18 protein-coding genes are annotated in these 24,902 nt (G+C 55.0%); 12 read left to right on the plus strand and 6 right to left on the minus strand.

The genetic code is table 11. The features are described from left to right. Positions 1-62: 62 nt before the first annotated feature. Complete coding sequence (locus FE783_RS31360; protein ID WP_158302147.1) at positions 63-2,267, plus strand: right-handed parallel beta-helix repeat-containing protein; 2,205 nt, start codon at positions 63-65, stop codon at positions 2,265-2,267. A gap of 323 nt (positions 2,268-2,590) precedes the next feature. On the opposite strand, the gene FE783_RS31365 is transcribed toward FE783_RS31360, so the two are convergent. Both FE783_RS31365 and acsA read right to left on the minus strand, forming a co-directional pair. After that, complete coding sequence (locus FE783_RS31365) at positions 2,591-3,880, minus strand: serpin family protein (protein WP_158302148.1); 1,290 nt, start codon at positions 3,878-3,880, stop codon at positions 2,591-2,593. A gap of 413 nt (positions 3,881-4,293) precedes the next feature. Further along, positions 4,294-6,015: an acetate--CoA ligase gene (gene acsA / locus FE783_RS31370; protein ID WP_138883348.1), complete on the minus strand. Its 1,722-nt coding sequence runs from the start codon at positions 6,013-6,015 to the stop codon at positions 4,294-4,296. Between the two features lie 332 nt (positions 6,016-6,347). Between acsA and FE783_RS31375 the strand changes: the two genes are divergently transcribed. The 3 genes from FE783_RS31375 to FE783_RS31385 all read left to right on the plus strand — a co-directional run bounded on the left by FE783_RS31375 (position 6,348) and on the right by FE783_RS31385 (position 9,435). After that, positions 6,348-7,406 carry an SIS domain-containing protein gene (locus tag FE783_RS31375; RefSeq protein ID WP_138883349.1) on the plus strand — a complete coding sequence of 353 codons (1,059 nt, stop codon included), beginning with the start codon at positions 6,348-6,350 and terminating at the stop codon, positions 7,404-7,406. A gap of 260 nt (positions 7,407-7,666) precedes the next feature. Next, positions 7,667-8,452, plus strand: coding sequence for a DeoR/GlpR family DNA-binding transcription regulator (locus FE783_RS31380; protein WP_138883350.1), 786 nt, complete (start codon positions 7,667-7,669; stop codon positions 8,450-8,452). An 11-nt stretch (positions 8,453-8,463) separates the two neighbouring features. Continuing rightward, positions 8,464-9,435, plus strand: coding sequence for an ROK family protein (locus tag FE783_RS31385; RefSeq protein ID WP_138883351.1), 972 nt, complete (start codon positions 8,464-8,466; stop codon positions 9,433-9,435). A gap of 76 nt (positions 9,436-9,511) precedes the next feature. Here the strand turns inward: FE783_RS31385 and FE783_RS31390 are convergent, their stop codons facing one another. Beyond that, the gene (locus tag FE783_RS31390) at positions 9,512-9,742 is read right to left on the minus strand and encodes a Uma2 family endonuclease (RefSeq protein ID WP_158302149.1); all 231 of its coding nucleotides are present in this window, start codon (positions 9,740-9,742) and stop codon (positions 9,512-9,514) included. A 70-nt stretch (positions 9,743-9,812) separates the two neighbouring features. Between FE783_RS31390 and FE783_RS31395 the strand changes: the two genes are divergently transcribed. The 5 genes from FE783_RS31395 (at position 9,813) to FE783_RS31415 (ending at position 16,917) form a co-directional block, all read left to right on the plus strand. Further along, positions 9,813-11,246 carry an FAD-binding oxidoreductase gene (locus tag FE783_RS31395; protein WP_138883353.1) on the plus strand — a complete coding sequence of 478 codons (1,434 nt, stop codon included), beginning with the start codon at positions 9,813-9,815 and terminating at the stop codon, positions 11,244-11,246. A 2-nt stretch (positions 11,247-11,248) separates the two neighbouring features. Continuing rightward, positions 11,249-11,797 carry an MFS transporter gene (locus FE783_RS31400; protein ID WP_138883354.1) on the plus strand — a complete coding sequence of 183 codons (549 nt, stop codon included), beginning with the start codon at positions 11,249-11,251 and terminating at the stop codon, positions 11,795-11,797. A 51-nt stretch (positions 11,798-11,848) separates the two neighbouring features. Then, positions 11,849-13,000 carry a GNAT family N-acetyltransferase gene (locus FE783_RS31405; RefSeq protein ID WP_158302150.1) on the plus strand — a complete coding sequence of 384 codons (1,152 nt, stop codon included), beginning with the start codon at positions 11,849-11,851 and terminating at the stop codon, positions 12,998-13,000. A gap of 658 nt (positions 13,001-13,658) precedes the next feature. Further along, the gene (locus FE783_RS31410) at positions 13,659-15,371 is read left to right on the plus strand and encodes a right-handed parallel beta-helix repeat-containing protein (protein ID WP_158302151.1); all 1,713 of its coding nucleotides are present in this window, start codon (positions 13,659-13,661) and stop codon (positions 15,369-15,371) included. A gap of 106 nt (positions 15,372-15,477) precedes the next feature. Further along, positions 15,478-16,917: an extracellular solute-binding protein gene (locus tag FE783_RS31415; protein WP_138883357.1), complete on the plus strand. Its 1,440-nt coding sequence runs from the start codon at positions 15,478-15,480 to the stop codon at positions 16,915-16,917. A 227-nt stretch (positions 16,918-17,144) separates the two neighbouring features. Here the strand turns inward: FE783_RS31415 and FE783_RS31420 are convergent, their stop codons facing one another. Further along, positions 17,145-18,782, minus strand: a complete 1,638-nt coding sequence (locus FE783_RS31420; RefSeq protein WP_138883358.1) for an FAD-dependent oxidoreductase — start codon at positions 18,780-18,782, stop codon at positions 17,145-17,147. 253 nt (positions 18,783-19,035) lie between these two features. On the opposite strand from FE783_RS31420, the gene FE783_RS31425 reads away from it, so the two are divergent. Continuing rightward, the gene (locus FE783_RS31425; protein ID WP_138883359.1) at positions 19,036-20,304 is read left to right on the plus strand and encodes an S-layer homology domain-containing protein; all 1,269 of its coding nucleotides are present in this window, start codon (positions 19,036-19,038) and stop codon (positions 20,302-20,304) included. Between the two features lie 197 nt (positions 20,305-20,501). Here the strand turns inward: FE783_RS31425 and FE783_RS31430 are convergent, their stop codons facing one another. Further along, positions 20,502-21,809, minus strand: coding sequence for an aminotransferase class I/II-fold pyridoxal phosphate-dependent enzyme (locus FE783_RS31430; protein ID WP_138883360.1), 1,308 nt, complete (start codon positions 21,807-21,809; stop codon positions 20,502-20,504). Positions 21,810-22,199: 390 nt separating this feature from the next. Here FE783_RS31430 and kduI point away from each other — a divergent pair, with 390 nt between their 5' ends. Both kduI and FE783_RS31440 read left to right on the plus strand, forming a co-directional pair. After that, on the plus strand, positions 22,200-23,033 hold the full coding sequence (gene kduI, locus FE783_RS31435) for a 5-dehydro-4-deoxy-D-glucuronate isomerase (RefSeq protein WP_202916295.1): 834 nt from the start codon (positions 22,200-22,202) through the stop codon (positions 23,031-23,033). A 342-nt stretch (positions 23,034-23,375) separates the two neighbouring features. Beyond that, positions 23,376-23,852, plus strand: a complete 477-nt coding sequence (locus FE783_RS31440; protein ID WP_338015923.1) for an NUDIX domain-containing protein — start codon at positions 23,376-23,378, stop codon at positions 23,850-23,852. 69 nt (positions 23,853-23,921) lie between these two features. Here FE783_RS31440 and FE783_RS31445 read toward each other — a convergent pair whose 3' ends face one another. Next, positions 23,922-24,539, minus strand: coding sequence for a pyridoxamine 5'-phosphate oxidase family protein (locus FE783_RS31445; protein WP_138883362.1), 618 nt, complete (start codon positions 24,537-24,539; stop codon positions 23,922-23,924). Positions 24,540-24,902: the final 363 nt, after the last annotated feature.

Raw genomic sequence — 24,902 nt, forward strand, 5'->3', positions numbered from 1 at the left:
TAAGCCGGGCCATGTACGAAGATCCGAGGCGAATGCGGCCTATTACGAGGGAGGCGGGAAGTATGAATCGGGATAGCGGAGAGTCGGAGCACGGGAAGACAGAGCCGGAACGAGCGGGGCTCAACCGTAGGCAAGCTTTGGCGTCAATCGGTTTGGCAGGGGCGGCCGCCGCGGCGGGACTCGTGCTGCCGGGAACGTTGTCCGGGGCCGTATACGGCCAAGCGAATTCCGGAAGCTCGGTGCAGCAATCCGTTTACGGGGGAGCGCCGGACAAAATCAAGCCGAAAGAATGGACGGAATTATCCTATGTCGTTCCGATTACTCTGGCGGAGCTGCGAGCCGCCGCTTCGCTCCATACGGATTTCGTATACTATTTGACCGATCCGGGGCATGAAGGCCACTTTATATACGATCCGCTTGATTCGACGTCTCCCGATAACACGGGCACGCTGCTCGTAAACGTCGGAGGAGCGAGGTTTAAGCGCATCATAGAAACCGATTTCTATAGCGTGCGGTGGTTTGGAGCGAAAGGGGACGGAACGACGGACGACAGCTCCGCGATCCAGCTGGCCGATACCGTCGCGGCCGCGTCGTCCAAACGGCTCTATTTTCCCGAAGGCACGTACAAAGCCTATGGCTTGCTCATCACGGCTTCTTGGTTCGCGCACGGCAATGCTGTCGTGGAAAATGTGTCGCCGACCGGCAACAAATACAATTTTGTAAGAATGGTGGGCAGAACCGGTCTCTCCTTGGAAGGGATGACGTTTGACGGAGGGGTCAGCGCCGATCCGCCCGCGTGGAACAGCTCGAACTACAATTCGTTCACCGGCGGGCTTGCTTGCAACCTTTACAACTCGACCGATATCCGGATCGTCGGCTGCACGTTCCGCAACAGTCTCATGTCGCCGCTTCGGATCGAGAAATGCAGCCGGGTCATCGTGGAAAACTGCTCGATGAAGCGAGCGCGGGGCAATTTCGGCGACGCGGTATATACGGTAACAAGCGATCATATCCGGTTCGACCGCTGCACGGCGGAAGATTACACGAGAATCGGCTTTGTCTGCGAGCAGGGAAGCTGGAACGTGTCCTTCTCCCAATGCCATGCCAGCTACGGGCATGACCAATCCAGGCTGTACGGCGGCGGGGAATTCAATGCGGGCTTCTGGTCGGAAAACTCGGAAAACGTCACCTACTCCCAATGCGTAGCCGAGAATAATACCCATTGCGGATTTACGGTCGCTCCCGGCGTGAACAGACCGTACAAAACATCGACGGCACCGTACGTGCTGGATTCGTGCGTCGCGATCGGTAACGGTCTGTACGGTATCATCGCAAGCGATAGCAAGGCGGACCGATTCTCCGTGACGTGCACCGACTGCTTCGTATTCGGATCGCGTATCGGAATGGCGATCAACGCTTACCATGCGAACGATACGGTCACTGTCGATCACTGTTACTTCAGGGTGGACGTAACCGCAGTAGGACAAAATGCGACCGGAGTTTTATGCGCGGGCAGCGATAAGAAGGCTACGATTCGGATCAGCCATTGTCTATATGATCACTCTGCGGCTGATCCTGCGCTTCTGGCGTCGAAAACGGCAACCTCCGGCGATATCGTCCTGTCCAACAACGCGAAGCTGCAGTTGTCCGTGGACGAATGCTCTTGCGTTGACGCCGAAGCGGCTCTTATTGTGAAAGTGCTCCAAGGAACGCCGGCGCTCGCGATCCGGAATTGCTTGCTTCAGGTCGTCGTATTGAAAGATTTCCAAGAAGCGAGCTTCGACAACTGCCGCTTTACCGGAAACGTCCAATCGATCGGACAAACGGCCGCCGCCGGCGATGTGCATGTTACCCGCTGTTCGGTATTCGGGGGGATGGAGTTGACCACGAAAGGACGCATCCGTTTCGACTCGGTGAAAGCCGTCATGACCGGGGCGCAGCAGATCGGGATCGTCCGTAATGCCGAGAACCGGGACATTTTGACCGAATTCGTAAACTGCCGCTTCGAGAAAGACATCGCCGTATCCGACTACGCCATCCGCATCGAGGAGAACGGCTTGGTCAAGCCGGCTTCCTTATTCCGCGGCTGTATCTTTTACAATGCCACCGACACGGCGACGGCGAGCCGCACGTTCATCTGGAACGTCCAGATCGGTACGAATGCGCTGTTCTCCGAATGCTACTCGGACGCTAGCGTATCAAACTTGTTGAAGACGGGGGCTGTGCTAAGCGCACCCGCAGGAAATACATTTGTCGACCTTCACTGAAGAAGCTGATGGCCGGACTCAAATAAACCAAGACGCCTGGCGGCATGCCGTAGGCGTCTTTTTTTCGGTTCGGCCGGATAAGGTGCAAATGAGCGCTATCCGGGAGCGAACGGGAGATATTAGCGGCGGTAAGGTACAAATGAACCTTATGGTCGCCTGTTTGCCGATTACAGGCGCGAATAGTGTGGATATTGGGCAAACAAGGTACATATGAACACTATCGTTAGGCAAATCACGGATTTCGGCGGTAATAAGGTGCAAATGAACCTTATAGTGCCGGCTCCAGAGACCCTGCCACTAAAGATTAGTCCTTTCCGAGCCGCCTACAGTCCGGGGTCGTACACCGATCCGATGAACAGCACCGTCCCGGTCTGCCGCTCGTGAATGACGAACAGGAAGGGGCGATTCATCTCCATCATGAAACCGGAGGAAGCGGGTGCGGATGTAGCTTTTGATTCTACTTTCGTAACCGCGGCCGCCTCCGTTCCTTTCTCGTCCACTTGAACGAACGACTTATGTTTTACTTCACCGATATAAGCGTTCGGAGGCGGGACGAGCAGCCCGCTGAAGTCGGCTTTATCGCGGTCAAATGCGGCAGACATTCCGAGAGCTTTCAACGGCTCGTTCAATATCGACTCGTATTCCAGCTTGAAGCGGGGTAAGATGACTTCGCCCTGCCGGTTCTGGAGCGCACCGGTCAAGTTCAGCCACTCGGAGCCGATCAACCGGTCCGTCAATGCCGGCAGCTTCATACCTTCATCCGGCAGCAGCACGATCGTTCCGGTATTGCCGTTCCCGTAAGGGAGCCTGACGGCGGCATAGCCGTCCATGTCGGCATAGTCGAACGTACCTCTGCGGTCCATCATCGAGCGGCTCGCTTTCGTTCCGTTCGATAAGGTGAAGGGTCTGTCCCGCGTGGCGCTTTTCTCGAACGGCACAGTCCAATCGCCTTTGAAATATACGGCGTTTAACAGGAACATGATCGTTTGAGGGTCGATTTTATTGTCGACGATGCTGTCGATGCGGCCTTTCGTTTCTTTCTTGACCCATTTGTTGATGGTGGCTGCGGCTTTGCTGCCGGCGAAATCAAGCGACTCGGTCACTGCGCCGTAATAGTTCTTATTCGTGGCGAGGAAGTCCGGATTGAATTTCAGCTCTTTGCGGGCCCATATCGAATTGGCGATGGACAGCTGCACGGAAGGATCGGCCGTTCGGAGCACGTTTTGCAAAATGTGTGCGGCTTTGTTCGTTTCATCCGGAGTCAGCCCCTGCAGCCCGAGAGTTTGAGCCATCCCGTCCCGGGTCGGTCCGGCCGCTCCGTTCATCGTCATGGACAGCGCAATCGCTACGCTCGCCGGAGACATGAACGCGTTCTTGCCGGCTTGCTGTCCTGCGGCCGTCGTCCGGTACAAGTCGAAGCCGAAATCATTGTAGGCGCTCACGAGCCGAGCGTCGATATCCGCTGCCGAGTAAGCGTGGGCTTTCGACGAAGGCAGCGTTGCGGCGCCGCATCCGGCAACCGATAGGATCGTTCCCAGGCATATGGCGGCCAGCCCGGCCGATTTCACTGCTTGCGCAAACATCCGGAAGCTTCTTCGTTTTCCCCTATCCATGTAAAAATCCCCCATTCGCAACAGCTTGATGCATATTTAACGAAATAGGGGCTTATAAGGTTGCGTCCGCCGGCATGAAATGGGGATTGACGAACTACTTTGCGGATAGCCGGAATCTCGATGCGGTCTAAGCGCCAAGGAAAAATAGCGGCAAAAAATGATCTTATTGAGCCGATTTTATCGACTTCCGAGTAAATAGAGGAAAAAAATGTACCTATTATTGCGTTTAGCCTCTGTCTGCCGGCCATGATCGACCAAAACACCGAAATAAGTGCGAAAATTTCCTCTAACTCCCGGCAGTATGTCAAAGCGAACGAAATAGCGGCGAAAATTTCCGCTATCGTTCTGATGCCGCAGAAAAAAGCGCCCCTCGGAGCCGCATTCACGTCTCCAAAGGGCGCTTCTGTATGAAATCAGTCTTCGATCGTCGACAGGTCGCCAGTCGGCAGGCCAAGCTCCCATGCCTTCAGCACGCGGCGCATGATCTTGCCGCTGCGGGTCTTAGGCAGCTTGTCCTTGAATTCGATTTCGCGCGGAGATGCGTGCGCGGACAAACCGATCTTGACGAACTTGGCGATGTCGGCTTTCAGCTCTTCGCTCGGTTCGAAGCCGGCGCGAAGCGAGATGAACGCCTTGATGATTTCCCCGCGCAGCGGGTCCGGCTTGCCGATGACGCCCGCTTCCGCGACCGCCGGATGTTCGACCAGCTTGCTCTCCACCTCGAAAGGTCCGACGCGCTCGCCCGACGTGTTGATAACGTCGTCTACGCGGCCTTGGAACCAGAAGTAGCCGTCTTCATCCATGTAAGCGGAGTCGCCGGATACGTACCAGCCCTTCAGGCGGAAATACTCCTCGTATTTGGCAGGGTTGTTCCAAATTTTGCGCATCATCGACGGCCATGGCGTCTTGATTGCCAGGTTGCCCATCCGGTTCGGCGGCAGCACATTGCCGTTGTCGTCGACGATCGCGGCGTCCGTACCCGGAATCGGCTTGCCCATCGAGCCCGGACGGATGTCCATGCTCGGATAGTTGCAGATCAGCTGGCCGCCCGTTTCCGTCATCCACCATGTGTCGTGAATACGCTGGTTGTATACTTTCAATCCCCAACGGACGACTTCCGGGTTAAGCGGTTCACCGACGCTGAGAACGTGACGCAGGCTGGACAGATCGAATTGATTGACCGTGTCGTCGCCGGCGCCCATCAGCATCCGGAATGCCGTCGGAGCGCTGTACCATACGGTAACTTTGTAGCGCTGGATCGTGTTGTACCAGTCTTGCGGGCTGAACCGTCCGCCGCGGATCACGTTGGTAGCCGCGTTCAGGAACGGCGCGAATATACCGTAGCTCGTACCGGTAACCCAACCCGGGTCGGCGGTACACCAATAGACGTCGCTTTGCTTCAGGTCGAGTACGATTTTGCCTGTGTAATAATGCTGGATCATGGCATTGTGAACGTGAACAACGCCCTTCGGCTTGCCCGTCGAACCGGACGTATAGTGCAAAATGAGCCCGTCTTCGCGGTCTACCCATTCGATAGCGAGTTCATCGGACGCTTGCGCCATTTCGCTTTTGAAATCGACACGGCCCTCTGCAGCTTCGAATTCGTCGGTAACGAGGATGACATGCTTCAGATGAGGCAAATCCGCCACAGGTACGCGAGGTAGCAGCGCAGGCGTAGTCACGATCGCTACGGCTTGGCTGTCTTCCAGACGGTCGCGGACCGCTTGCTCCATGAACGCTTCGAACAGAGGGCCGACGATGGCGCCGATCTTGATCGAGCCGAGCAGGGAGAAGTACAATTCCGGCGAACGCGGCATGAAGATGAAGACGCGGTCTCCTTTTTGCACGCCCAGCTTGCGGAGCACGTTGCCGAATTTGTCCGAATTCGTTTTCATTTGCCCATAAGTTACCGCTTCGTCACGTGTGGCGTCGCTGTAATAAAGAGCTACCTTGTCTTGCAAACCGGCCTCGACATGACGGTCGATCGCCTCGTAAGCCATATTCACCTTGCCCGTCGTATACCAGGAAAATTCCTTCTCCACTTCGGTCCAGCTGAACGAGCTGCGGGCTTCTTCGTAGCTTTTCAGGTTCGCATCCGTCGCAGTCGCTTTGACGATGTCCGCTTGCTTCTCCATAATTACGCTCCTCCTGAATAAAGAACTATTATGAACCGCTTTCAGTGTTGCACCTCTTAAAACAGTGTTTCAAAAAAAACTCCCCAGATATTATACCACATCGGTTTCTCACTTTGCATGTACATTTTCAAATTTTGGACAAGATTGCGATGTGAAAATCATGTCCCAAATTGCAAGGAGCATCGCTGTGAACGAAATGATTGAAAAAATCATAAATAATGATTGAAACGATCAAAATTTATGTTTATACTGGAAGCAGACACGTCCTCCGGCTTTAATCGCTCTGAGCCGGCGGGGACATTGCGAACAATATGCAGAGGAGAGGAATTAAGATGGCAAACGCATTCGGCCAACTGACATACCCGGAAATATCCGCACAGGCGGAAGCATTGGCGGCCGCGCTCGCGCAGCTGGACACGCAGAAGGAATGGGTCGCCAAGTTTATCGGCAATTCCGCATTCGACGAAGTGATCTTTATCGGCTCGGGGTCTTCTTATTATCAAGCCCAAACGATGGCCGCTACGTATAAGAAATGGGTGGGCCGTCCGGCCAGCGCTCAGCCGTCCTCGGAAATTTTCTTGTTCCGCGACGCCGCGGCGGTGCCGGGACGCAAATATTTGCTCGTGGGAGTATCCCGCTCGGGAGAATCGACCGAAGTCATTTTGGCGCTCGAATCGGTCAAAGGCGTACCGGGATGGACGACTTGCGGCATTACGTGCTATGAGGACAGCAAGATGGCGCAAATGACCGAATGCCTCATTTCTCCGCTCGGGAAGGAAAAAAGCACGGTCATGACGAAATCGTTAAGCAGCATGACCTTCATGATGCAGGCGGCTTCGGCGATCGCTTCGGGCAAGCCGCAATTGCTCGAGGAAGCCCGCAAAGTCGTTGCAGCCGACGCGGCTGTCGTGCAGGCTGCCGATCCGTTCGCGAAATCGTTCGTCCAACAGAACGAGCTGAACAAATTCATATATTTGGGCATGGGCTCTTACTACGGGCTGTCGCAGGAAGCATGTCTGAAAATCAAGGAAATGTCTTACGTGTGGACGGAAAGCTTCGGAACGCTGGAGTTCCGTCACGGGCCTAAGTCGATCGTGGAGCCGGGCACGCTCGTATGCTTGCTGCTGTCGGAAACGGCCCGCTCGTACGAGTTGAAAGTCGCGGAGGAAATGAAGGCGTACGGCGCGACGGTTCTGGTCGTGACGGCGGCGAAGGGCGACGATACCGCTTTCGCGGATGCGGTATTCGAAGTAGGCGGAGCGGACATCAGCGACGAAGCGCGCGGCGTGCTCTACTTGCCGGTGCTGCAATATCTCGGCTTCTATACGGCGCTGAAAAAGAACGTCGATCCCGATCATCCGCGCAACCTGACGCAAGTTGTTAAAATTTGAGGGCAGTATTTCAGGCTGTTGAGAAAGTCAAAAAGAGAGACTTGAAATACAAAAAGAGGTGGGGGAGATGTGCGTAAAGCGAAGCGGCTGACTTTAAAATCGTGTTGTACCCGCTTAAATACCAAAAAGACAACACGATTTTAACGGAAGTGGAGCGCATTCCCCCACCTCTTGCCTCCAGCGCTTCCTCTATTTGCAGACTTTTTCAACAGCCTCAGTATTTATTAGCAGTTTAATGTTGACCATGGAGTGAGCTTTTTATGCAGGAGCAGTCTCTAACCAAAGGCGATCAGCGCCGTCAGGCGATTCTCGGCATGCTGAAGCAGAAAGGCCGCGTGTCGGTGCAGGACATCGTAGACACGCTGCATTGCTCGGAAGCGACCGCGAGACGGGACTTGGACATGCTGGAGCAGACCGATTCCGTCATCCGGACGATCGGCGGGGCGATCTACGACGCTTTCCATACGGCCAAGGAAGTTTCGTTCGAAGAGAAGACGACGCTATCTTGGGTGGAGAAGGAAAGGATCGCCTTTACGGCGGCGACGCTTGTCGAGGAAGGCGACATCATCGGATTGTCGGGCGGCACGACGACTTACTTGATCGCCAAGCAGCTGAAGGCGCGAAGCGGCATCACGGTCGTAACGAACGCGCTCAACATCGCGATGGAGCTGGCCGACAGCGACGGCATCCAGCTTGTCGTGGCGGGAGGGATACTGCGTCACAAAAGCTACGAGCTGTGCGGACCGCTGACCGAGAAAGTGGTGGAGAGCCTCAATATCGGCAAAATGTTTCTCGGCATCGACGGGTTCGCGCTCGGTCAGGGGCTGACGACTCATTCCGAATCGGAGGCGCAAATCGCCAAAATATTGATTAAGCGGTCCGAGCGGACGTTCGTCGTCTTCGACCGGTCGAAGGTGGGCCGGGTATCGCTATTTTCCATCGCTCCGGTTGCTTCCGTTCATGCCTGCATTACCGACGCCCCACTCGAGGGGCCGCTTCAGGAAGAATTGCGCAAGCGCGATATACGCGTATACGTGGCGAAGTAGGAGGAGTCGTCTTGACTACCCATTATATCGGTGTCGATATCGGTGGAACGAATATTGTATGCGGGCTGCTGGACGAGCGGCTGCAATTGCTACGCAAAACGAAGAAGCCGACGGGCGCGGCGAACGGGGCGGACTACGTGCTGAACCTAATCGCCTCGATGATCGACGAATTGCTGGCTCAGGAAGGTTTGTCGAGAACGGCTCTGGGGGCGGTCGGGATGGGCAATCCCGGCTTCATCGATCCGGTTCGCGGAATCTCGCTGTCCTCGGCCAATCTGAAGTGGGAAAACGTTCCCGTCAGCGACAAGTTGGGCGAATTGCTGGGCGGCATTCCCGTCTTTATCGACAACGACGTCCGGATGTATACGTACGGAGAAGCGGCAGCGGGAGCCGGTCGCGGCTACGATCACGTCATGGGCATCACGCTCGGAACCGGGATCGCGGCGGCGATGATCAACAAAGGCGAGCTGTATTATGGCAGCGGGTTTCTCGCGGGCGAGCTCGGCCACGTTCCGCTGGATGGAGAAAGCGCCTTGTGCGGCTGCGGGATGCGGGGGTGCCTCGAGACGATCGCTTCGGCAACGGGGATCGCAAGGATTGCGAGAGAGAAGCTTGCGCTCGGACAGCCGAGCATTTTGCAGGATTGGTTTCCCGGCGAGCGCCGTAAAGAGATCACTGCGGCGGACATCTCCCGAGCCTACGATGAAGGCGATGCTTTGGCCAAAGAGGTGCTGGAATTCGTTGGACGCAACTTGGCCAAAGGACTGGCATGGGCGATCACACTGTGGAGCCCGGACGTCGTCGTCATCGGCGGCGGCGCCGCGAACGCGGGCGAGCGGCTGCTAGCTCCGATGCGGGAGGCGCTCATGCCGCTCATTCTTCCGATGTACCGCAACCGGGTCGTCATCAAGCTCGCCGAGATGAACGACGATGCGGGCGTCGTCGGCAGCGCGGCGTTCGCCAAGGCGCGGGCGGGAGCGTAAGCGGCGAAGGTGTGCAACATACAACAAGAGCTCGGGCCGAAAGGCTCCGGGCTCTTTAGCATCTGTTCCAAGCGGGCTAGCCCATTTCTTCGAAAAGCTCCTTCAAATCAAGGCGAAACTGGTCGAACGGATTATCGGTAATAACGTCCGCTTTAAAATATTGTCCGGATCTTTCGAAGGAGCCGTCTTTCCCGATGAACGTTTCGATGAACTCGTGATACGGATCGACGATCCAATATTGTTTTACGCCGGCTTTCGCATAGGCGTTATATTTCAGGACTCTATCATGTTTGGCCGTTGCCTGCAATGGGAAAAAGGATTTTCGTTCCGCTTGTCGAATTTTCGACGAAAGAATGTTCCGTAGCAGGAGGTGCCGGGTGAAGAAGGGCATCGCACTTTGTTTACTGGCCGCGCTCTGCTTGTTCGAATATGTCCGCACCGGATCCCCGGATCAGGACCCGTATCTCATTACCGATTACGGCAAGCTGCATCCCGTCAAGGTGGAACGGATCGTGAAGGGCAAGGAAGAGCGGCAGCTGGTCGGATTGGTGAAGGAAGCGCGGGAGAAAGGGCTGACCGTCTCCGTCGCGGGGCAGCGTCACAGTCAAGGCGGCCATACGTATTACGAGGACGGGATCGTTCTCGACATGACTTCCTACAACAAGATACTCGAGTTCGATCCAGCGGCCAAAACGATCCGCGTGCAAGCCGGAGCGACTTGGGGCGATATTCAAAACAAAATCAACTCCAGCGGGTTGGCCGTGAAGACGATGCAGTCGCAAAATATTTTTACGGTAGGCGGCTCGATCAGCATCAATGCCCACGGAAGGGACATCCGGAACGGCTCCATGATCGGCTCCGTCGAATCGTTCCGGCTGCTCGCACCCGACGGACAAATCCGGCAAGTCAGCCGAACGGAGCATCCCGATTTATTCACGGCCGCGCTCGGCGGATACGGGTTGTTCGGCGTTATTACGGATGTAACGCTTCATCTTGCGGAGGACGAGATGTACCGGATGTCGACGGAAGCCGTTACGGCGGACCGGTACAGCTCTTATTTCCGGGAACGGGTTCTGGCGAATCCCGACATTAGGATGCATATCGCCCGTCTCTCTGTAGCTCCCGAGAGCTTCCTTACGGATATGTACGCCATTAACTACACTTTGGACCAAGCCGCATCACTTCGGCAATACGACGCGTTAAATACCCGGGAAACGTTCGTCGGCGTCAAGAAGCTGCTGTTCCATATGAACCGGTTGTCCGGCTGGGGGAAGAACGCATACTGGGATTTGCAGCAAAAGGTCGTCCCGATGCAGCAGGATAAGCGGATCAGCCGCAATAACGCGATGCGCTCGGAATCGGAATTCATGGAATACCGGCAGCCGGGTAAGAACGATCTGCTGCAGGAATATTTTATCCCGGTGAACGAGTTTTCCGGCTTCGTATCGGAAATGAGGAAAGTGCTGCAGGAGGAGCAGTTGAATTTGCTGAACATTACGGTCCGGTATGTCAACGAGGATCGGGAGGCGCTGCTGTCGTACGCGAGAGAAGATATGTTCGCCCTCGTGTGCTTGTTTCACGCGCCGCTGTCCGCGCAAGGGCAAGCCCGGTACGAAGCCGGCATCCGGCGGGTGATCGATGAGGTGCTCCGGCACCGGGGGACGTATTATTTGCCGTATGCGCCTTACCCGAGCCTGGAGCAATTTCGGGCCGCCTATCCGGAGCAGGCGGAATTTTTCCGGAGGAAAGACCGGTACGATCCCGAAGGCTTGTTCATGAACTATTTCTATGCGCAGTATAAGGGGGAGTAGTGTTGGATGCAAAATGGCTCATTCGTTCGCAAAGCATCGTGACGCTGGCTGCCGGCATGATCTACCCTTATTACTTGCTGTTTCTGAAAAATTTGGGGAACAGCTACGCCAAATACGGGCTGGCCTTCGCCGTCTTCACGATCAGCTCGGCTGCGGCCTCGCAATGGATCGCCCCGCGTCTCGATCGGCACAGCCATTCGATTCTGATCGCGAGCTCGGTCGGCATGAGCGCGGCGATGATCGCGTTTCCTTGGGTGTCGTCCTACTTGTGGGTGCTCGCTCTGCAGCTGGCGATGGGAGTATGCAATGCGATGCAAAAAATGAGCGAGCGGCTGCTGCTGGCCGATTATACGCAGAGCGGAGAACGCGGGACCGTGATCGGCTCCTATCATTTCTGGACTTCGGTCGCTTCCGGCTTTGCCGTCATTGCCGGCGGTTATTTGATCGACTGGCTCACGATCGACACATTGTTTTATGCAAGCGCACTGCTCTATGCAGCGAGCGCATGGGCCGTTTGGCGTACCCGGAGACGCGATGCCGATGACGAATGATGCATGCCGTTTGGAAAAGCAATACTACCAAAGTAAATGGAGCTGACATCCATGGAAGAAATACGTTTACTCCGTCCGGACGAATTCCGGGCTGCGGCGGCGTTGGCCGACCTCGTCTTCCGGGACGCCGATCACAAATCGATGGGGGATGCGTATCCGAACGCTTTTTCTCCGAGCTTACTGCAATCTTACGGGGCATTCGTCGACGGGGCGATTGTATCGTTCGTCGGCTTCGTGCCGTCCGTCATCTGGATCGGCGATGCCCATCTTAACGTCTATTCGATCGGCGCCGTCTGCACGCATCCCGACCATCGCGGCAAAGGGTATGCCGGAGCGATTCTGGAGCTGATCCGGGAGCATAGCCGACAGGCGGGGGTCCCGATTATTCTCGTATCGGGCAATAGAGGCATGTACGAGCGGTTCGGCTGCCGGACGTTCGGAAATACGGCATCGTATTTGTTGGACGGAGAGGCTATGGCTAAACTGGCAAATGCCCCGGCGGCCCGGGAAGCGGTTTTGCGTCCGTTCGCGCCGACCGACTGGTTCGCGGTGAGGCGGTTGGCCGGACAGCGCGCCGTACGGTTCGAACAGAGCCTATGGGATTTGGCCTCGATGATCCGGGCCGAGCCGACGGCAAGCAACAGCAAGCTGATTCACCGCGTATGGGTGGCGGAGCGAGGCGGTGAAGCCGCGGCGTTTGCGGTAATTGCCGTTCCGAACGGCCGAATCGCTCCGCGCGGCAACCCGATGCTGATCGAATGGGCGGGCGATCCGGTCCTGGCGGCCGCGCTGGCGGCTCGCGGAGCGGGGGAAGCCCGCGCAGAGAAGCTGAGAGCGGTCGTCCCCCGGCACGAATCCGAGTTCGCCGGCGTCTTGGAGCAGGCCGGATGCGCGGGAGCTCCCGGCAAACAAAGCGGGACGATCGCGGTCGTCGATCCGGAAGCGCTTCTCGTCCAGCTTGCTCCATGGCTTGAAGCGAAAAATGCCGGCGCCTTCAGCGGGCTGCGATTCCGATTATCGGAAAACGGCGGATATGTCGTGGAACGGGAGGGCCGTTCTTGGGAGCTGACACCAGAAGCGTTCATATCCCTCGTATTCGATCGAAACGGCGCGGAAAGCATTTCGTCCGGTGGTGAAATATCCCCGACGGCCGATCTCTTTCCGATTCCGTTTCCTTACCCGGCAGGTTTAAACTTCGTCTAATATGCCGGTACTTGAAGGATACAATATACAAAATTGATATCCTCGGTCAGACAATACGCCCATGATGAAACGGCTTCACTCCTCAACCGGGGTAGATTCGGCTGCGATTCCGATGAATGACGTGAACTTATTAAGCTTGTTCTACACTACCAAACGCTTGACGTGACTCCCAGCAGACCCTTTCTCCGGTCGCTCTATTATGGATTGCCGGAGAAGGGACACCTGTCGTCCGTCGAAGGCTCGAAGAGATGAAGCCGGATTCCTTTTCGGATTTCATCCAAATATCGGCCTTACACACGGAACAGAAGTATGGGAAGGAAACGCTCAGGATCCGATCCGGGCAGGGCAATGTATGCTGCAGACCGCGATCGCTTGCCGGGGAGGGACGTTCCGGTAAAAATGTTAAAGATTATGGCAGTTTCGGTAAAGATTTCGGGGCGGCGAATCGGTACGATTGGAATTAGCAGGTAATGGAAGGCTTCGACATGACGAGCGGATAGTCGACATCGCCTGCGATTTAATCCAATGCACCGGATCGATTCCCGGCATGACCAGAATTGTATCCGCTTTCAATTGCGTGGCGACAGCCGAAGCGTGCGTTTTATCCAAGGTCATCTATAGTCCAGTCATATAAATGATCCATAATGGAGGAATGAACATGTCGGAACGAAACCGCAACGAAGATGCAACCGGAGAAAAGCAGCAGCTAAACGGAAGCGGGTCACAAGAGCAATCGATCATTCAACAAGCGGACCGGACGGACGGTTCCGAGGCGCAAGCGGCGGGAACTTCAATCAGCAGAAGAAAACTTTTGGCGTCGGTTGGCTTTGCGAGCGTCGCCATGGCTGCAGGCACCGTAATGAGCAGTATGACTCCAGGATATGCGAAAGACAAGGGTGATGATGTAGTGGATTCCGTATACGGCAATATGGCCGGCAAGAAAAAAACGAAGCTGCAGGAATTGATTACGACGACGGGGCCCATCGTGAATGTGAGGGATTTCGGCGCAGCCGGTAACGGGACGGATGATGACACGGCTGCAATCCGCAGCGCTTTAGTCGCCGTTCCTGAAGGGGGCACTGTATTTTTCCCGATCGGTACTTATCTGGTGACCGGGAATCTGTCAGTTGCAAAGGATTGTATAACGCTTGCGGGTCAAGGCTGCAAATCCAAAATCGTGTACACTTACGAACAAACGGCTGCCGACACCGAGCAGACAGCCAGCTTATTCACGTTCCAAGCCGGACTGGTCGGCATTACTGTAAAAAGGTTGAACCTTCAATATACCGGCACTTTTTTTCCGAACGTCGGTGAAAGCTATAACGGGAAAGTGAATGCGCTGAACTTCAACCGGTGCGAGGATGTGCTTGTCGAGCAAGTGGAAATATCCGGTTTTAATGCAAATGCGGTCTATGTGTCGGGAACGAGCTCCGCTTATGCCAAACGGTTCAAGGTGCATCAGTGTTACCTTCATCACAATCGTGTTGGAGGCGTGTTGTTCGGTTATGTCGAATTTATTAGCATCATCGATTGCGATCTGGAATATCACGGCTCTGTACTAGACGGAGGGACCGGTTACGGCTGCGCCGGATCGTCGGGTGGGATGCCCAGACATATTCAGATCATCGGCAACCGGGCCAACTACAACTACCGCAAAGGGATCGACCTTCATGCCGGAGTCAACGCTGTCATCGAAGGAAATATTTGTCACGGCAACCGGCTGTACGGGATTTATGTAGTAGGGCCCCGGACGGGCAACGTGACGATTCGCGGCAATTTTATCTCCGGCATGCGCAGACAGACGATTGGAATTCCCGCTCCCTACACGTGGATTACCGGAATCAATTTCGGCCCTTATTCAACGTCTCTCTTGCCGGACGAGTATCACAATTACTTGATTGAAGGCAATCAGTTTACGGACTTCGGAATTGGAGAAGGAGAGGCTTACCCGATCTACGGCTACTTCAACTTTCAAAAAGGAACCGTGCAGATCAAAAACAACATAATTCGGGCCGGCCGAATTTCTTATTTGATCTTGTTGTCTACAGCCTCTTCAGCCGGAAATCGCGATACTAAGATCGATGTTTCAGGCAATCAAGCTTTTGTCGAGGAATGTAACGAATATACGTTCTATTTGCCGCAATGCAAGCAATTGAACGTACAGGGCAATCAAATATCGACCAATCAGACGATCCGTCACGATGGGGTAGTCGTTGTAGATAACGGCAGTTTGAAAACGCTTACGTTTATCGGCAATCATATTGAGGATCCGCTCATCGCCCAGCCGTCCGCTTTGAAGGGATACAACCAAACTTGGCTTACTTCAAAAAGCTTTAAAACCGGAAACTTCCTTAACGGTACGCTGGAGTAAAATGCGATCAACCGACTCGGAAACACAGTACATTTGCGGCGTAATTTACAAACCATGTCATCTAAGGTAAAATAGGAATAATGAACTTGTATTGGGGCGGAATCTATTGCTGCGAAGAAGAAACCTGTTTCAAGAACGGTACGATCATTTTTTGACCGAGCTGAGAAATGAAATATTAAGCGGCAGCTTAAAGCCGGGCGAATTCATTTTGCCCGAGAACACGCTTAGCGAGAAGTATAAAATTAGCCGGGTATCCGTGCGCAAAGTGCTGGCGCAGCTTGTGGAAGAAGGGCTGATCGATAAAATCGCCGGCAAAGGCAACCGGGTGAAGCCTCCCGTCGAGGAAATCGTCCGGCAGACGATTACGATCTCGTGGTTTTCGGCGTCGTATGAGCAGGATGTGCTGCAGACGATCATTAACCGGTACGAAGCAAGCCACCCGTACGTGAAGGTCGATTTGATCATATTGCCGGCAGAACAGTACGCGAAGAGGCTGGCCGATATGGTCGAGAGCGGGACGGGACCGGACTTGTTCTTCATCTCGGACGGCCATTTCCTCAATTTGATCGAGCTCGACAAGCTGGGCATCATCGAGCCTTACCAGCCTCCGAAGCTGCAGCCGTCCGCCGACAGCTATTCGAAGCTGTTCGATTTGTTTACGTTCGACGGTACGCTTCTCTCGGTACCGATTCATTTCTCGCCGGTCGTCATATGCTATAACAAGGATATGTTCGAGCGGGCGGGCATAACGGGCGAAGATCCGGCGAGTACTTGGGACGAGCTGCTGGAGACCGCCAAGAAATGCACGGCGGAGCCGAACGAAGACGGCATGATCGACCAGTACGGCTTCTGCTTCTCGTCTTCGACGAACCGATGGCCGGCATTCATCCTGCAGAACGGCGGAAGGTTCAAGTCGCCGGACGGCAGCCGTTCCGTATTCGCGAACGAACGCAACGTGGAGGCGCTGCAGTTCTGCAACGACCTGATGTACAAGCACCAGGTGTCGCCGATTTATTCGCATTCGAGAAGCTACCTCGCGGAACATATTTTCAAAAGAAAACGATGCGCGATGATCCTTTCGACCTACTATTTCATGAACGAATTCCGCAACATGGATCTTAGGTGGGACGTTCTGCCCGTACCGAAAAACCGGGAGAAAGGCACGCTCCTGCTGTGCGGCTCCCTCGGCATCAACAAATATACCGACAAAGTGAAGGTGGCCCAAAGCTTCATCGATTTCTTCGTCGGTCAAGAAGCCCAGACGCTGCTGAAGCAGACCGGCTGTACCGTTCCCGTGCTCCGTTCGGTCGCGGAGGACAATTCGCTGCTGAACCCGGATATCCATCCGGAGCATTACAACGTGTTCATCGACGCGCTCGAGCACAGCCACTCGCACCGGGAGCTGGGCATTGTGAGCGACGTTACGGCGATCCTGTACGACGAGCTTCATACGCTTTGGGCGAACATGGACACTCCCGAGGACGTTTGCCGCCGCATCGAGGAACGGACGAACCGTGTGCTCGGGGAGAAGCAGGCGGGCGCGTGAAACGAGCTTCTCTGAAGATTGTACGGATTGCATAGAAAACCTGTCATCTTGGCAGGTTTTTTCGTGTCCCGCTGCATGAAGCGGCGAGACAAGCGGCGTCATGACTAATAGCAGTCTTTCCCGGCTCCTCCCTAAAATAGAGGCTCAAACCGCCTTTATTTTACGCGCAGGATAACAAGCAGAAGGCCTCCGCTTCCGCCTGCATGGCGGCCTCGGAGGCCTGTCCTTTACTTCCGTTTGTACTGCGCGTAGACGATATCCCCGGTGTCCAGCTTGCTCAGCTCGTCCTTCGTCCAGCCGGCCAGCTTGTTGTTGCCCTTGACGCCGGTCAGCTTGATTTTGTACTTCGTCTCCAAATATTGATGCAGTGCCGGCATATCGGCTTCGGTCAGCTCCTTCAGCTTCTTCTTGCCCTGAATTTGACCGAGGATGACGCCGATCGATTCGGCGGCGAGGCCCGTGTTCGGCTGGATGCGGGCGCTGCCGTAAGCGATGGCGGACGCTCCGACGTTTTTGCCGGCCAGGATGACGTTGGAATATTTCTTGAGCAGGAAGCTGCGCAGCGGCATGCCGTATTTGTCCGGACGCCCCATCTCTATACCCCACTTGTTCACGCTCGTCCCCTGCAGGTCGAGCGGATATCCCGCGATGCTGACGTTGTCCCAGAACATATTCGCGCCCAGCATGTCCGAAGGCTTCAGCACGTATTCCGTCTCGTAATGGTTGTATTCGCGTATGTACAAATAGTCGGGGAAGCCGTTCAGCTCCGCTTTCTCCCAGCCGACGATCGATTTGCGGAAATGGTTCAGGATGAGCGGCATTTCTTTCTTGCCGAGCTCGAGCCCTTCGGCTACCGATTTCGGATCGGACGGGTCGATCGTGTAGATCAGGAAAGCGTTGATCAGCACTTCACCGTCGCGCTGGCTGACCGCGTTCAGTCCGCGGAGGAATACCCGGTCGTTCGTCGGCTTGTAGCCGTTCGTCATGCCGGTCAGTCCGATCGCGAAGCTGTCGTTGACGTAGCCTCCGCCGTACTTTTTGCTTCGTTCCTCAGCGGTTAAGCCGTTAAAATGGGTGGAAAAAGTTTTCCAGTCCACGTTTTTGAATTTCATCATCATGCCGGCGCTCATGTACTCGATCTTGTCGGGATGTCCGTAGAACGCTTCGAGTCCGAGCATCCGCGTCACGTTCAAGCGGGAAGCGAGCGCCGCGTAGTCGGTATTGTCGACCCAGTAGGCGGCTTCGATCCGTTTCAGCGAGCCGTCCTTCGTCTTGTAGTCCACCGAGGTAACGGCGGTGTCCGATTCGCCCGCCGCCGGAGCGGATGTTTTCACATTAGCTATCGTAATGCCGGATTCGATCGGGATGTCGCGCCGCAGCTCGTCAATGTAACGGACGAATTCGTCTTTTTTGCGGATCTTCGCGTTTTTGAAGCCGTCGAACAGCTGCTTGATCTTCCCTTGTACGAGAGAGCGGCCTTGATCGTCCTTCGTCTCGTCCAGGAAGAGCATCTCGCCTTCGATCAGCTGCCCCCCGATCTGATCGCGAGGGTCGAGTATTTTGACCTTCAAGCCTTCGTCCGCTGCGGCACGGACCAAGTACAGCCCTTCCATCTCCGAGCCGAACATGACGACATCGACCTTCTCCGTCGGAACGACGGGCTCCGGAGGAGGTGCGGGCTTCGTGTCTTTGGGCGGCAGCGTTTGCGGATTCGTTTGTTCGGACGGTACGGTTTGTTCCGCGATTTTGCCGTCCTCGTTTCCGCCTTTGCTGCCGCCTTTCATAGCGACTGCCGCCCAGCCCGCGAATAGGAGAATGAGTACGAGTACCGAGGCGGCGATGGCCGTATTGCGTTTGATGCGCATGCATAAACCCCTTTCTGCTTAGGCGATCTTGTTCAAGTCTATCATTTTTTATCACACCCCCACAAACGATTTTCGTTCAGCGAATGGATTTATCAGTACGAGGAACACTTCGCGAAGGTTCCGGACCGGAGAGGGCAGGGAAAGCATTTCCCTTTATCTGATCAATAGAGGGTAAGCCCGCAGCACGCTCTTGAGTCTGAATATCACCATGGAATCGCATACATATACGAACAAACGGGGAGAGATGATTCGCATGAAGAAAATATTCAAAACAACGGTTCTTACGACGATGACGCTGGCTATGATCGTGGGGGGCGCAAGCTCGGCATTCGCGGACGGCAAAGGAAAAGGCAACGACAAGCACGACGATAAACGACCTGCGCAGAGCTGGAACAATTCGGGCAGCGGCGCGAGCAATATAAAATTCGAAAACAAAGGCGACGTCAACTTCTTCTTCAACTTCAGCGATATGAAGGGCGGCGACGTGGAATGGGCGCTTAAATATATCGCCAGCCTGTCCGGCAAAAAAGTATTCGAAGGCTTCGAAGACGGCACGTTCAGACCGAACGAAAAAGTGACTCGCATCCAGGCGATTACGGCTGCCGTCCGGTTGATGGGATTGCGTGCACAGGCCGAATCGCAAGAAGAAATGAACACGCAGCTTAACTTCAAAGACGCCGACAAAGTGAAGCAGCAGTATGCATGGGCGGTCGGTTATGTAGCCGTTGCGCTCGAGAACGACCTGTTCTCCGAAGCGGACTCCTCGGTACAACCGGAGAAACCGGCCGACCGTCTGTGGGCGACGACGCTGCTCGTGAAAGCATTGAAGCTGGATGCCGAAGCGAAAGCGAAAATGAACACGAAGCTGACGTTCAAGGATGCTCACCAAGTTCCGGCAGGTTCCGTAGGATATGTAGCGGTTGCGATCGAGAAAGGGCTTATCGACGGCTTCGAGGACAACTCGTTCCGTCCGAACGAACCGGTAACCCGCGCTCAGCTGGCGGCGCTGCTCGACCGTACGGGCGATCATATGCCGGGTGAGGAGCAAAACCTGGTGACGGGAACGGTAGCGGCAGCTCCTAACAACAACGTGCTTACCGTGAACAGAAGCGGGGTACCGACTTCGATTACGATCGATCCGAACGCCTTCGTTTATCGCGGCGGGGTACGGGTACCGCTCACGACCGTTCAAGCCGGAGACACGGTACGCGTTAGACTGATGAACAATGTGGGCATCTACGTTGAAGTTACGAACTCTGTAACGACGCCTGCAGCGGACTTTTCGGTGACTGGACGCGTGTACTCTTACGACATGGGCAGCGACGAGAAAATTACGAAAATTTACTTGAACATGGCCGCCAATACGAACGATCAGCCGATCATCCAATCCTATGCGGTTGATGCCAGCTATGCGATCGAGAACGGCGACCGGTTGTCCCTTATCGCTGGTCGCAGCGTAACAGTAAGCGGGACGGTTAGCGGCACGAATCAAATCGTGAAAAAAATAAAAGTCAACTGGTAATCGGGTTGACGAAAGAGCCGCTTCGCCGCATACGGCGGACGGCCGGAGGAGACATATACGCGCATTGCGCGGATAGGGTAAAAGAGCCGGGAAGCAGGACGGGGCGACCGTTCGCTTTCCGGCTCTTTGCCGTTTGGCTATGCAAGTCGAAACAGCCGATCGGGAAGTCGATCGGCTGTACGTTTATGTCTTGTGTGTTATTTCGCAGAAGCTTTCTCCAGATCGCCAACGCCTTGGTAAATCGTATCGAACAATTGTTCCAAATGCTCGACCTCGATGCAGGAGAAGGCGACGCGCAGGTCGGTGGCGCCGAGGGCGATCGTACCGACTCCGTATTGATCGAGCAAGTGGGCGCGCAGCGCTTCGGCATCAACCGTCTTCAGCCTCAGGCACATGAAATAGCCGGAGTTGAACGGGTAATACGTCCAGGCGGAGTCGAATTTGCCGCTGTCGAGCAGCTGTTTCGTCCGGTTCGCTCTCGATTTCATGATGTTGAACTTCTCGAGCCGCTGCGCCTCGAAATCCGGCGATTGCAGGGCGCGCAGAACGAACGTCTGCGACGGGTGCGGTCCGCTCGAGATGGTGGCGCGGATGATGCCCGTCGTCTTCTGCTCGAGAGCGCTCAGCAGCGACTCGCTTTGGGAAGCGTAGGTGATGAAGCCGACGCGGAAGCCCCAGACGAATTCTTCCTTCGTTGCGCCGTCGACCTTGACCGGCAGGATGCGCGGGTGCAGATCGGCGAGTTGTCCGAACAGCGACTCGTGCAGCGAATCCTCGAAGAACAAGCTGAAGTAGGCGTCGTCGGTAACGGCTACGATGTTGATGCCGGCCTCGGCTCCCGCGACAAGCGCCGCGACGATTTCTTTGCCTTCCTCCGCGGTAGGCGTATAGCCGGTCGGGTTGTTCGGGAAGTTCAGGATGACGATCGCCTTGCCCTTCTCCTTCTGGGCAAGAACCGCATCGCGCAGACCGGCTGCATTAAACCGGTTGTTGTCGTCGTAGAGCGGGAAATTGACGATTTCGGCGCCGCGCCGTACACCGAAGCACAGCTCGTAGTTTTCCCAGTTCTTATCCGGAAAAATGACGGCGTCGCCCGCATCCGCGAACAGGTCGGCGACGATGCTGAGCCCGTGGGTCAGCGCGTTCGTGACGATCGGATTACTGTATGTTTTGCCTTGCATCGAAGGGTTCTCGACCAGCATTTTGTCGCGCCAAGCTTTGCGCAGCGCCGGCTTGCCTTCCGGAGGCGCATACGGATAAATATCGTTCGGGTCGTAAGCGCCGAGCGTTTCCTGGATCGCCTTGAGATACATCGGCTTGCCTTGCTCCAGAGCCGTGCCGATCGTGGCGTTAAACTTCTTCGCCTTCGCCTTCGCTTCGGCGGATTGGCTCAGAATGCCTTCCTTCGGAAAATAGATCGCCTTGCCGAGCCCCGACAGCATGGAGTACACATAAGGGTTTTGTTGTTCGATGGTAGCGTTCAGTTGCTTTACCAGTTCGTTCACTTGGGTCCATCCTTCCAAACCGTGTTATCGTGTAAAGTCGCCTTATTATACCATTTCGGCAAAGGCGAGTCACCCATCGCTTCCTTTTGTTTCGGGCTAGTGCGGGATAAGGTGTGTATCTTATTAGATGAAGATTCGCGTTGGGAGCGTCTGGAAGGGGAAAAGACGGGAAATAAAGTACGTATGAGCGTTAAGCCGGGTTAAAGGGCTCGTTCGGGGGAGATAACGTCAATTTGTACCTTATCCCAGCTTGCGCCGCAAAAAAACGGGATGGAATCGGGCGGCCGTTTATGATAAGCTTGTTCAGAAGGGTTTCTTCGCTCTATTATTTAAACGTTTAAATCGACGGAACCCGCTTATTATCGCAAAGACTCGAGGAGGTACTTGTTCATGGAAATTCGTTTCGCATCGAATCCGCAGGACGTAAAACATTATGATACCGACCGTTTGAGACGGGAGTTTTTGATTGAATCGTTGTTCGTGCAAGGCGAGATCCGTCTCGTGTACAGCCATGTGGAGCGGTTTGTTATCGGAGGAGCCATTCCGGGCAAAGAGCCGCTTACGCTCGAAACGGACAAGCAGGCGATTGGCGTCGAATACTTTTTGCAGCGCCGCGAGATCGGCATCATTAACGTCGGCCCTAAAGGATACGTAACGGTAGACGGTACCGAGTACGAGCTCAACACGAAGGACGGTCTGTACGTCGGCATGGGCAACAAGAACGTTCAGTTCCGCAGCGACAATCCGGACAGTCCGGCCAGATTCTACATGCTGTCGACGACGGCTCATAAAGCATACCCTACCGCCAAAGTCGGCATCGATCAGGCCGAGCCGGTTCACCTGGGCAGCTTGGCGCAATCGAACGAGCGGACGATTTATAAATATTTCCATGCGCAAGGCGTGCAAACGTGCCAGCTCGTTATGGGCATGACGCTGCTGAAGCCGGGCAACATGTGGAATACGATGCCGAGCCATACGCACAACCGCCGCGCGGAAGCTTACTTTTATTTCGATATGCCCGAGGACGGCGTAGTCTTTCATTTAATGGGCGAGCCGACGGAAACCCGTCATCTGGTCGTCCGCAACGAGCAGGCGATCATATCGCCGACATGGTCGATCCACTCCGGTGTCGGTACGAACAACTACACGTTCATCTGGGGCATGGGCGGCGAAAACCTCGACTATACCGACATGGACCCGGTCCCGATGAAGCAATTGAGGTAACCGGCAACCTGTCACGAATATCCCTGCGAAGAAAGGTGCGGCTTTGCTGCGTCCTACGGCTTCCGGGGATTTTTTTTCTCAAATAGGCGGTATGCGATGAGGGTGCTGCACATTCTGGACGGATTTTGACCATAAATATGTATAGAACGAAGGAATCGCGCCAATACCAGCAAGTAGGGGATGTTTTACGGCAAATGCGCGTCGAGAGACGGTAGAACGGCATATCGGAACTGTTAATGTCAGGAAAAACCGATTTTCTTTTTTTGTTGGGATCGGTTACAATAATGGCACATTGTTACACTGTGGCTGCCGCCGTAAGCTTGCTGGCGGGGAGGGGGACGTATGAATCCGAAATTGAGAGCCGCCGGGGTGATGATTCGCGATTTCGAGGCGGGTGACCCCCGGTATGGAACCGAACGGCAAGTATTGGTGCAGTGCGATGAGGACGAGTCGTTTTACCGGTTTGCCGGAGGAACGGTGGAATACGGCGAGACAGCGGCCGAAGCGATTATCCGGGAATTTATGGAGGAGTACGACTTGGTTGTGCGGGTCGGTCCTCTCATGGCGGTAAACGAGCATTTTTTTCAATATTACGGCAAGGAACACCATCAAGTGACGCTGATTCATCATTGCGAGCTGGAGCAGACGGATGAAATTCCCGAGCCGCTGTGGCACAAGGAGCACTCCTCCGTGAAGCTCGTCTGGCGCACGCTGTCCCAATTGAAGCGTCGTCCCGTCTATCCGGAAGGCATATTCCTTATGCTGGAGAAGGACTACCCGACGATCGCCCATCTAGTGACCGGAAGAAGCTCGCGGTAAGCCGCCGCGAACGCGCGAGAGCGCAAGCACCCGCTTGCGCTGTTTGGCGTGTCCGGAGAGTGACGCTTGCTACTCGAACGGGCACCTCCCCGAATATTTCTCCATCAACGCGGCTGTTTGCAAGTCGCTCTCCGTTCCCCGCTCCCGCAGGCCGATGCATACTTTGCCGAATCGCTCTTCATTTAAATGCTGGCCGAAGGCGAATTTGGCGGTCAACGATTCGGTAACGAGCCGTAGAACCGCAACGCCTTGCAAGCGCGGCGCGTAGGCCGGATCGGCGGGATCGATCGGGCTGTAGCCGCCTTCGGGTTGAAGCTTGCGCATAAGCGCGCCAAGCACGTCCGCTTTTTCCGCAGGGTCCTCCACGGCCACGACCCGCCCTCGAATCAGCACGGATTTGAAATAAGCGGTCGCCGGACAAGCGAGCAGCGGATCGCTGAAATAGGACGGGATGATGGCGTATTCCCGGCAGACGCTGAACGCGATCTTGCCGCAAGTCCGGATCGCTTCCATCTTGTGACCCGCCTTGCTGCCGTGCAAATAAATGCTTTTGCGGTGGTATACGTAGTTGATCGGAACCGCGTACGGCCATTCCTCTCCTTGCATGACTAGCGTGCCGAAGCTCATCTCGCCCAAAAACTGTTCAATTTCTTGTTCCGAGGTCATTTCATAAGCGGTTCTTCTCATGCTTGAGCGCTCCCTTCGCGGTTTCACCCATCATAAAGGAAACATTGACAAACGAAAAGTGCCAATTATGATAGAAATGAGTGGGCCATTATGCATGCGGGAGTATCTCGGGTTGTCGAGAAAGTGAGGAATTAGGGGAATCGATGGAGGCAAGGGACAAGGGGGAAAGGGGGCAAGTCTCTCGATAACTGGAAAACCTCCATCTAATTCTGCTTCTAAGGCGCAGATGATTTGTTTTACTGGAAAACAGAGACTGTCGATTAAATCGCCGAATCCATTTTGGAGAAAACGATTCAAAAAGGTCGGTTTACCTATTAAAAAACATATTTTTCTCCCATTTCCTCCATTTTACTCGGTATTTTG

It is taken from the genome of Paenibacillus mesophilus (genome assembly GCF_005938385.1).
Lineage (GTDB): Bacteria > Bacillota > Bacilli > Paenibacillales > NBRC-103111 > Paenibacillus_AB > Paenibacillus_AB mesophilus.

Bases quoted from the DNA above. Each gene is read 5' to 3' on its own strand.
- FE783_RS31360 (WP_158302147.1), top strand. From the start codon at position 63: ATGAATCGGGATAGCGGAGAGTCGGAGCACGGGAAGACAGAGCCGGAA.
- FE783_RS31365 (WP_158302148.1), bottom strand. From the start codon at position 3,880: ATGGATAGGGGAAAACGAAGAAGCTTCCGGATGTTTGCGCAAGCAGTG.
- acsA (WP_138883348.1), bottom strand. From the start codon at position 6,015: ATGGAGAAGCAAGCGGACATCGTCAAAGCGACTGCGACGGATGCGAAC.
- FE783_RS31375 (WP_138883349.1), top strand. From the start codon at position 6,348: ATGGCAAACGCATTCGGCCAACTGACATACCCGGAAATATCCGCACAG.
- FE783_RS31380 (WP_138883350.1), top strand. From the start codon at position 7,667: ATGCAGGAGCAGTCTCTAACCAAAGGCGATCAGCGCCGTCAGGCGATT.
- FE783_RS31405 (WP_158302150.1), top strand. From the start codon at position 11,849: ATGGAAGAAATACGTTTACTCCGTCCGGACGAATTCCGGGCTGCGGCG.
- FE783_RS31410 (WP_158302151.1), top strand. From the start codon at position 13,659: ATGTCGGAACGAAACCGCAACGAAGATGCAACCGGAGAAAAGCAGCAG.
- FE783_RS31420 (WP_138883358.1), bottom strand. From the start codon at position 18,782: ATGCGCATCAAACGCAATACGGCCATCGCCGCCTCGGTACTCGTACTC.
- FE783_RS31425 (WP_138883359.1), top strand. From the start codon at position 19,036: ATGAAGAAAATATTCAAAACAACGGTTCTTACGACGATGACGCTGGCT.
- kduI (WP_202916295.1), top strand. From the start codon at position 22,200: ATGGAAATTCGTTTCGCATCGAATCCGCAGGACGTAAAACATTATGAT.
- FE783_RS31440 (WP_338015923.1), top strand. From the start codon at position 23,376: ATGAATCCGAAATTGAGAGCCGCCGGGGTGATGATTCGCGATTTCGAG.
- FE783_RS31445 (WP_138883362.1), bottom strand. From the start codon at position 24,539: ATGAGAAGAACCGCTTATGAAATGACCTCGGAACAAGAAATTGAACAG.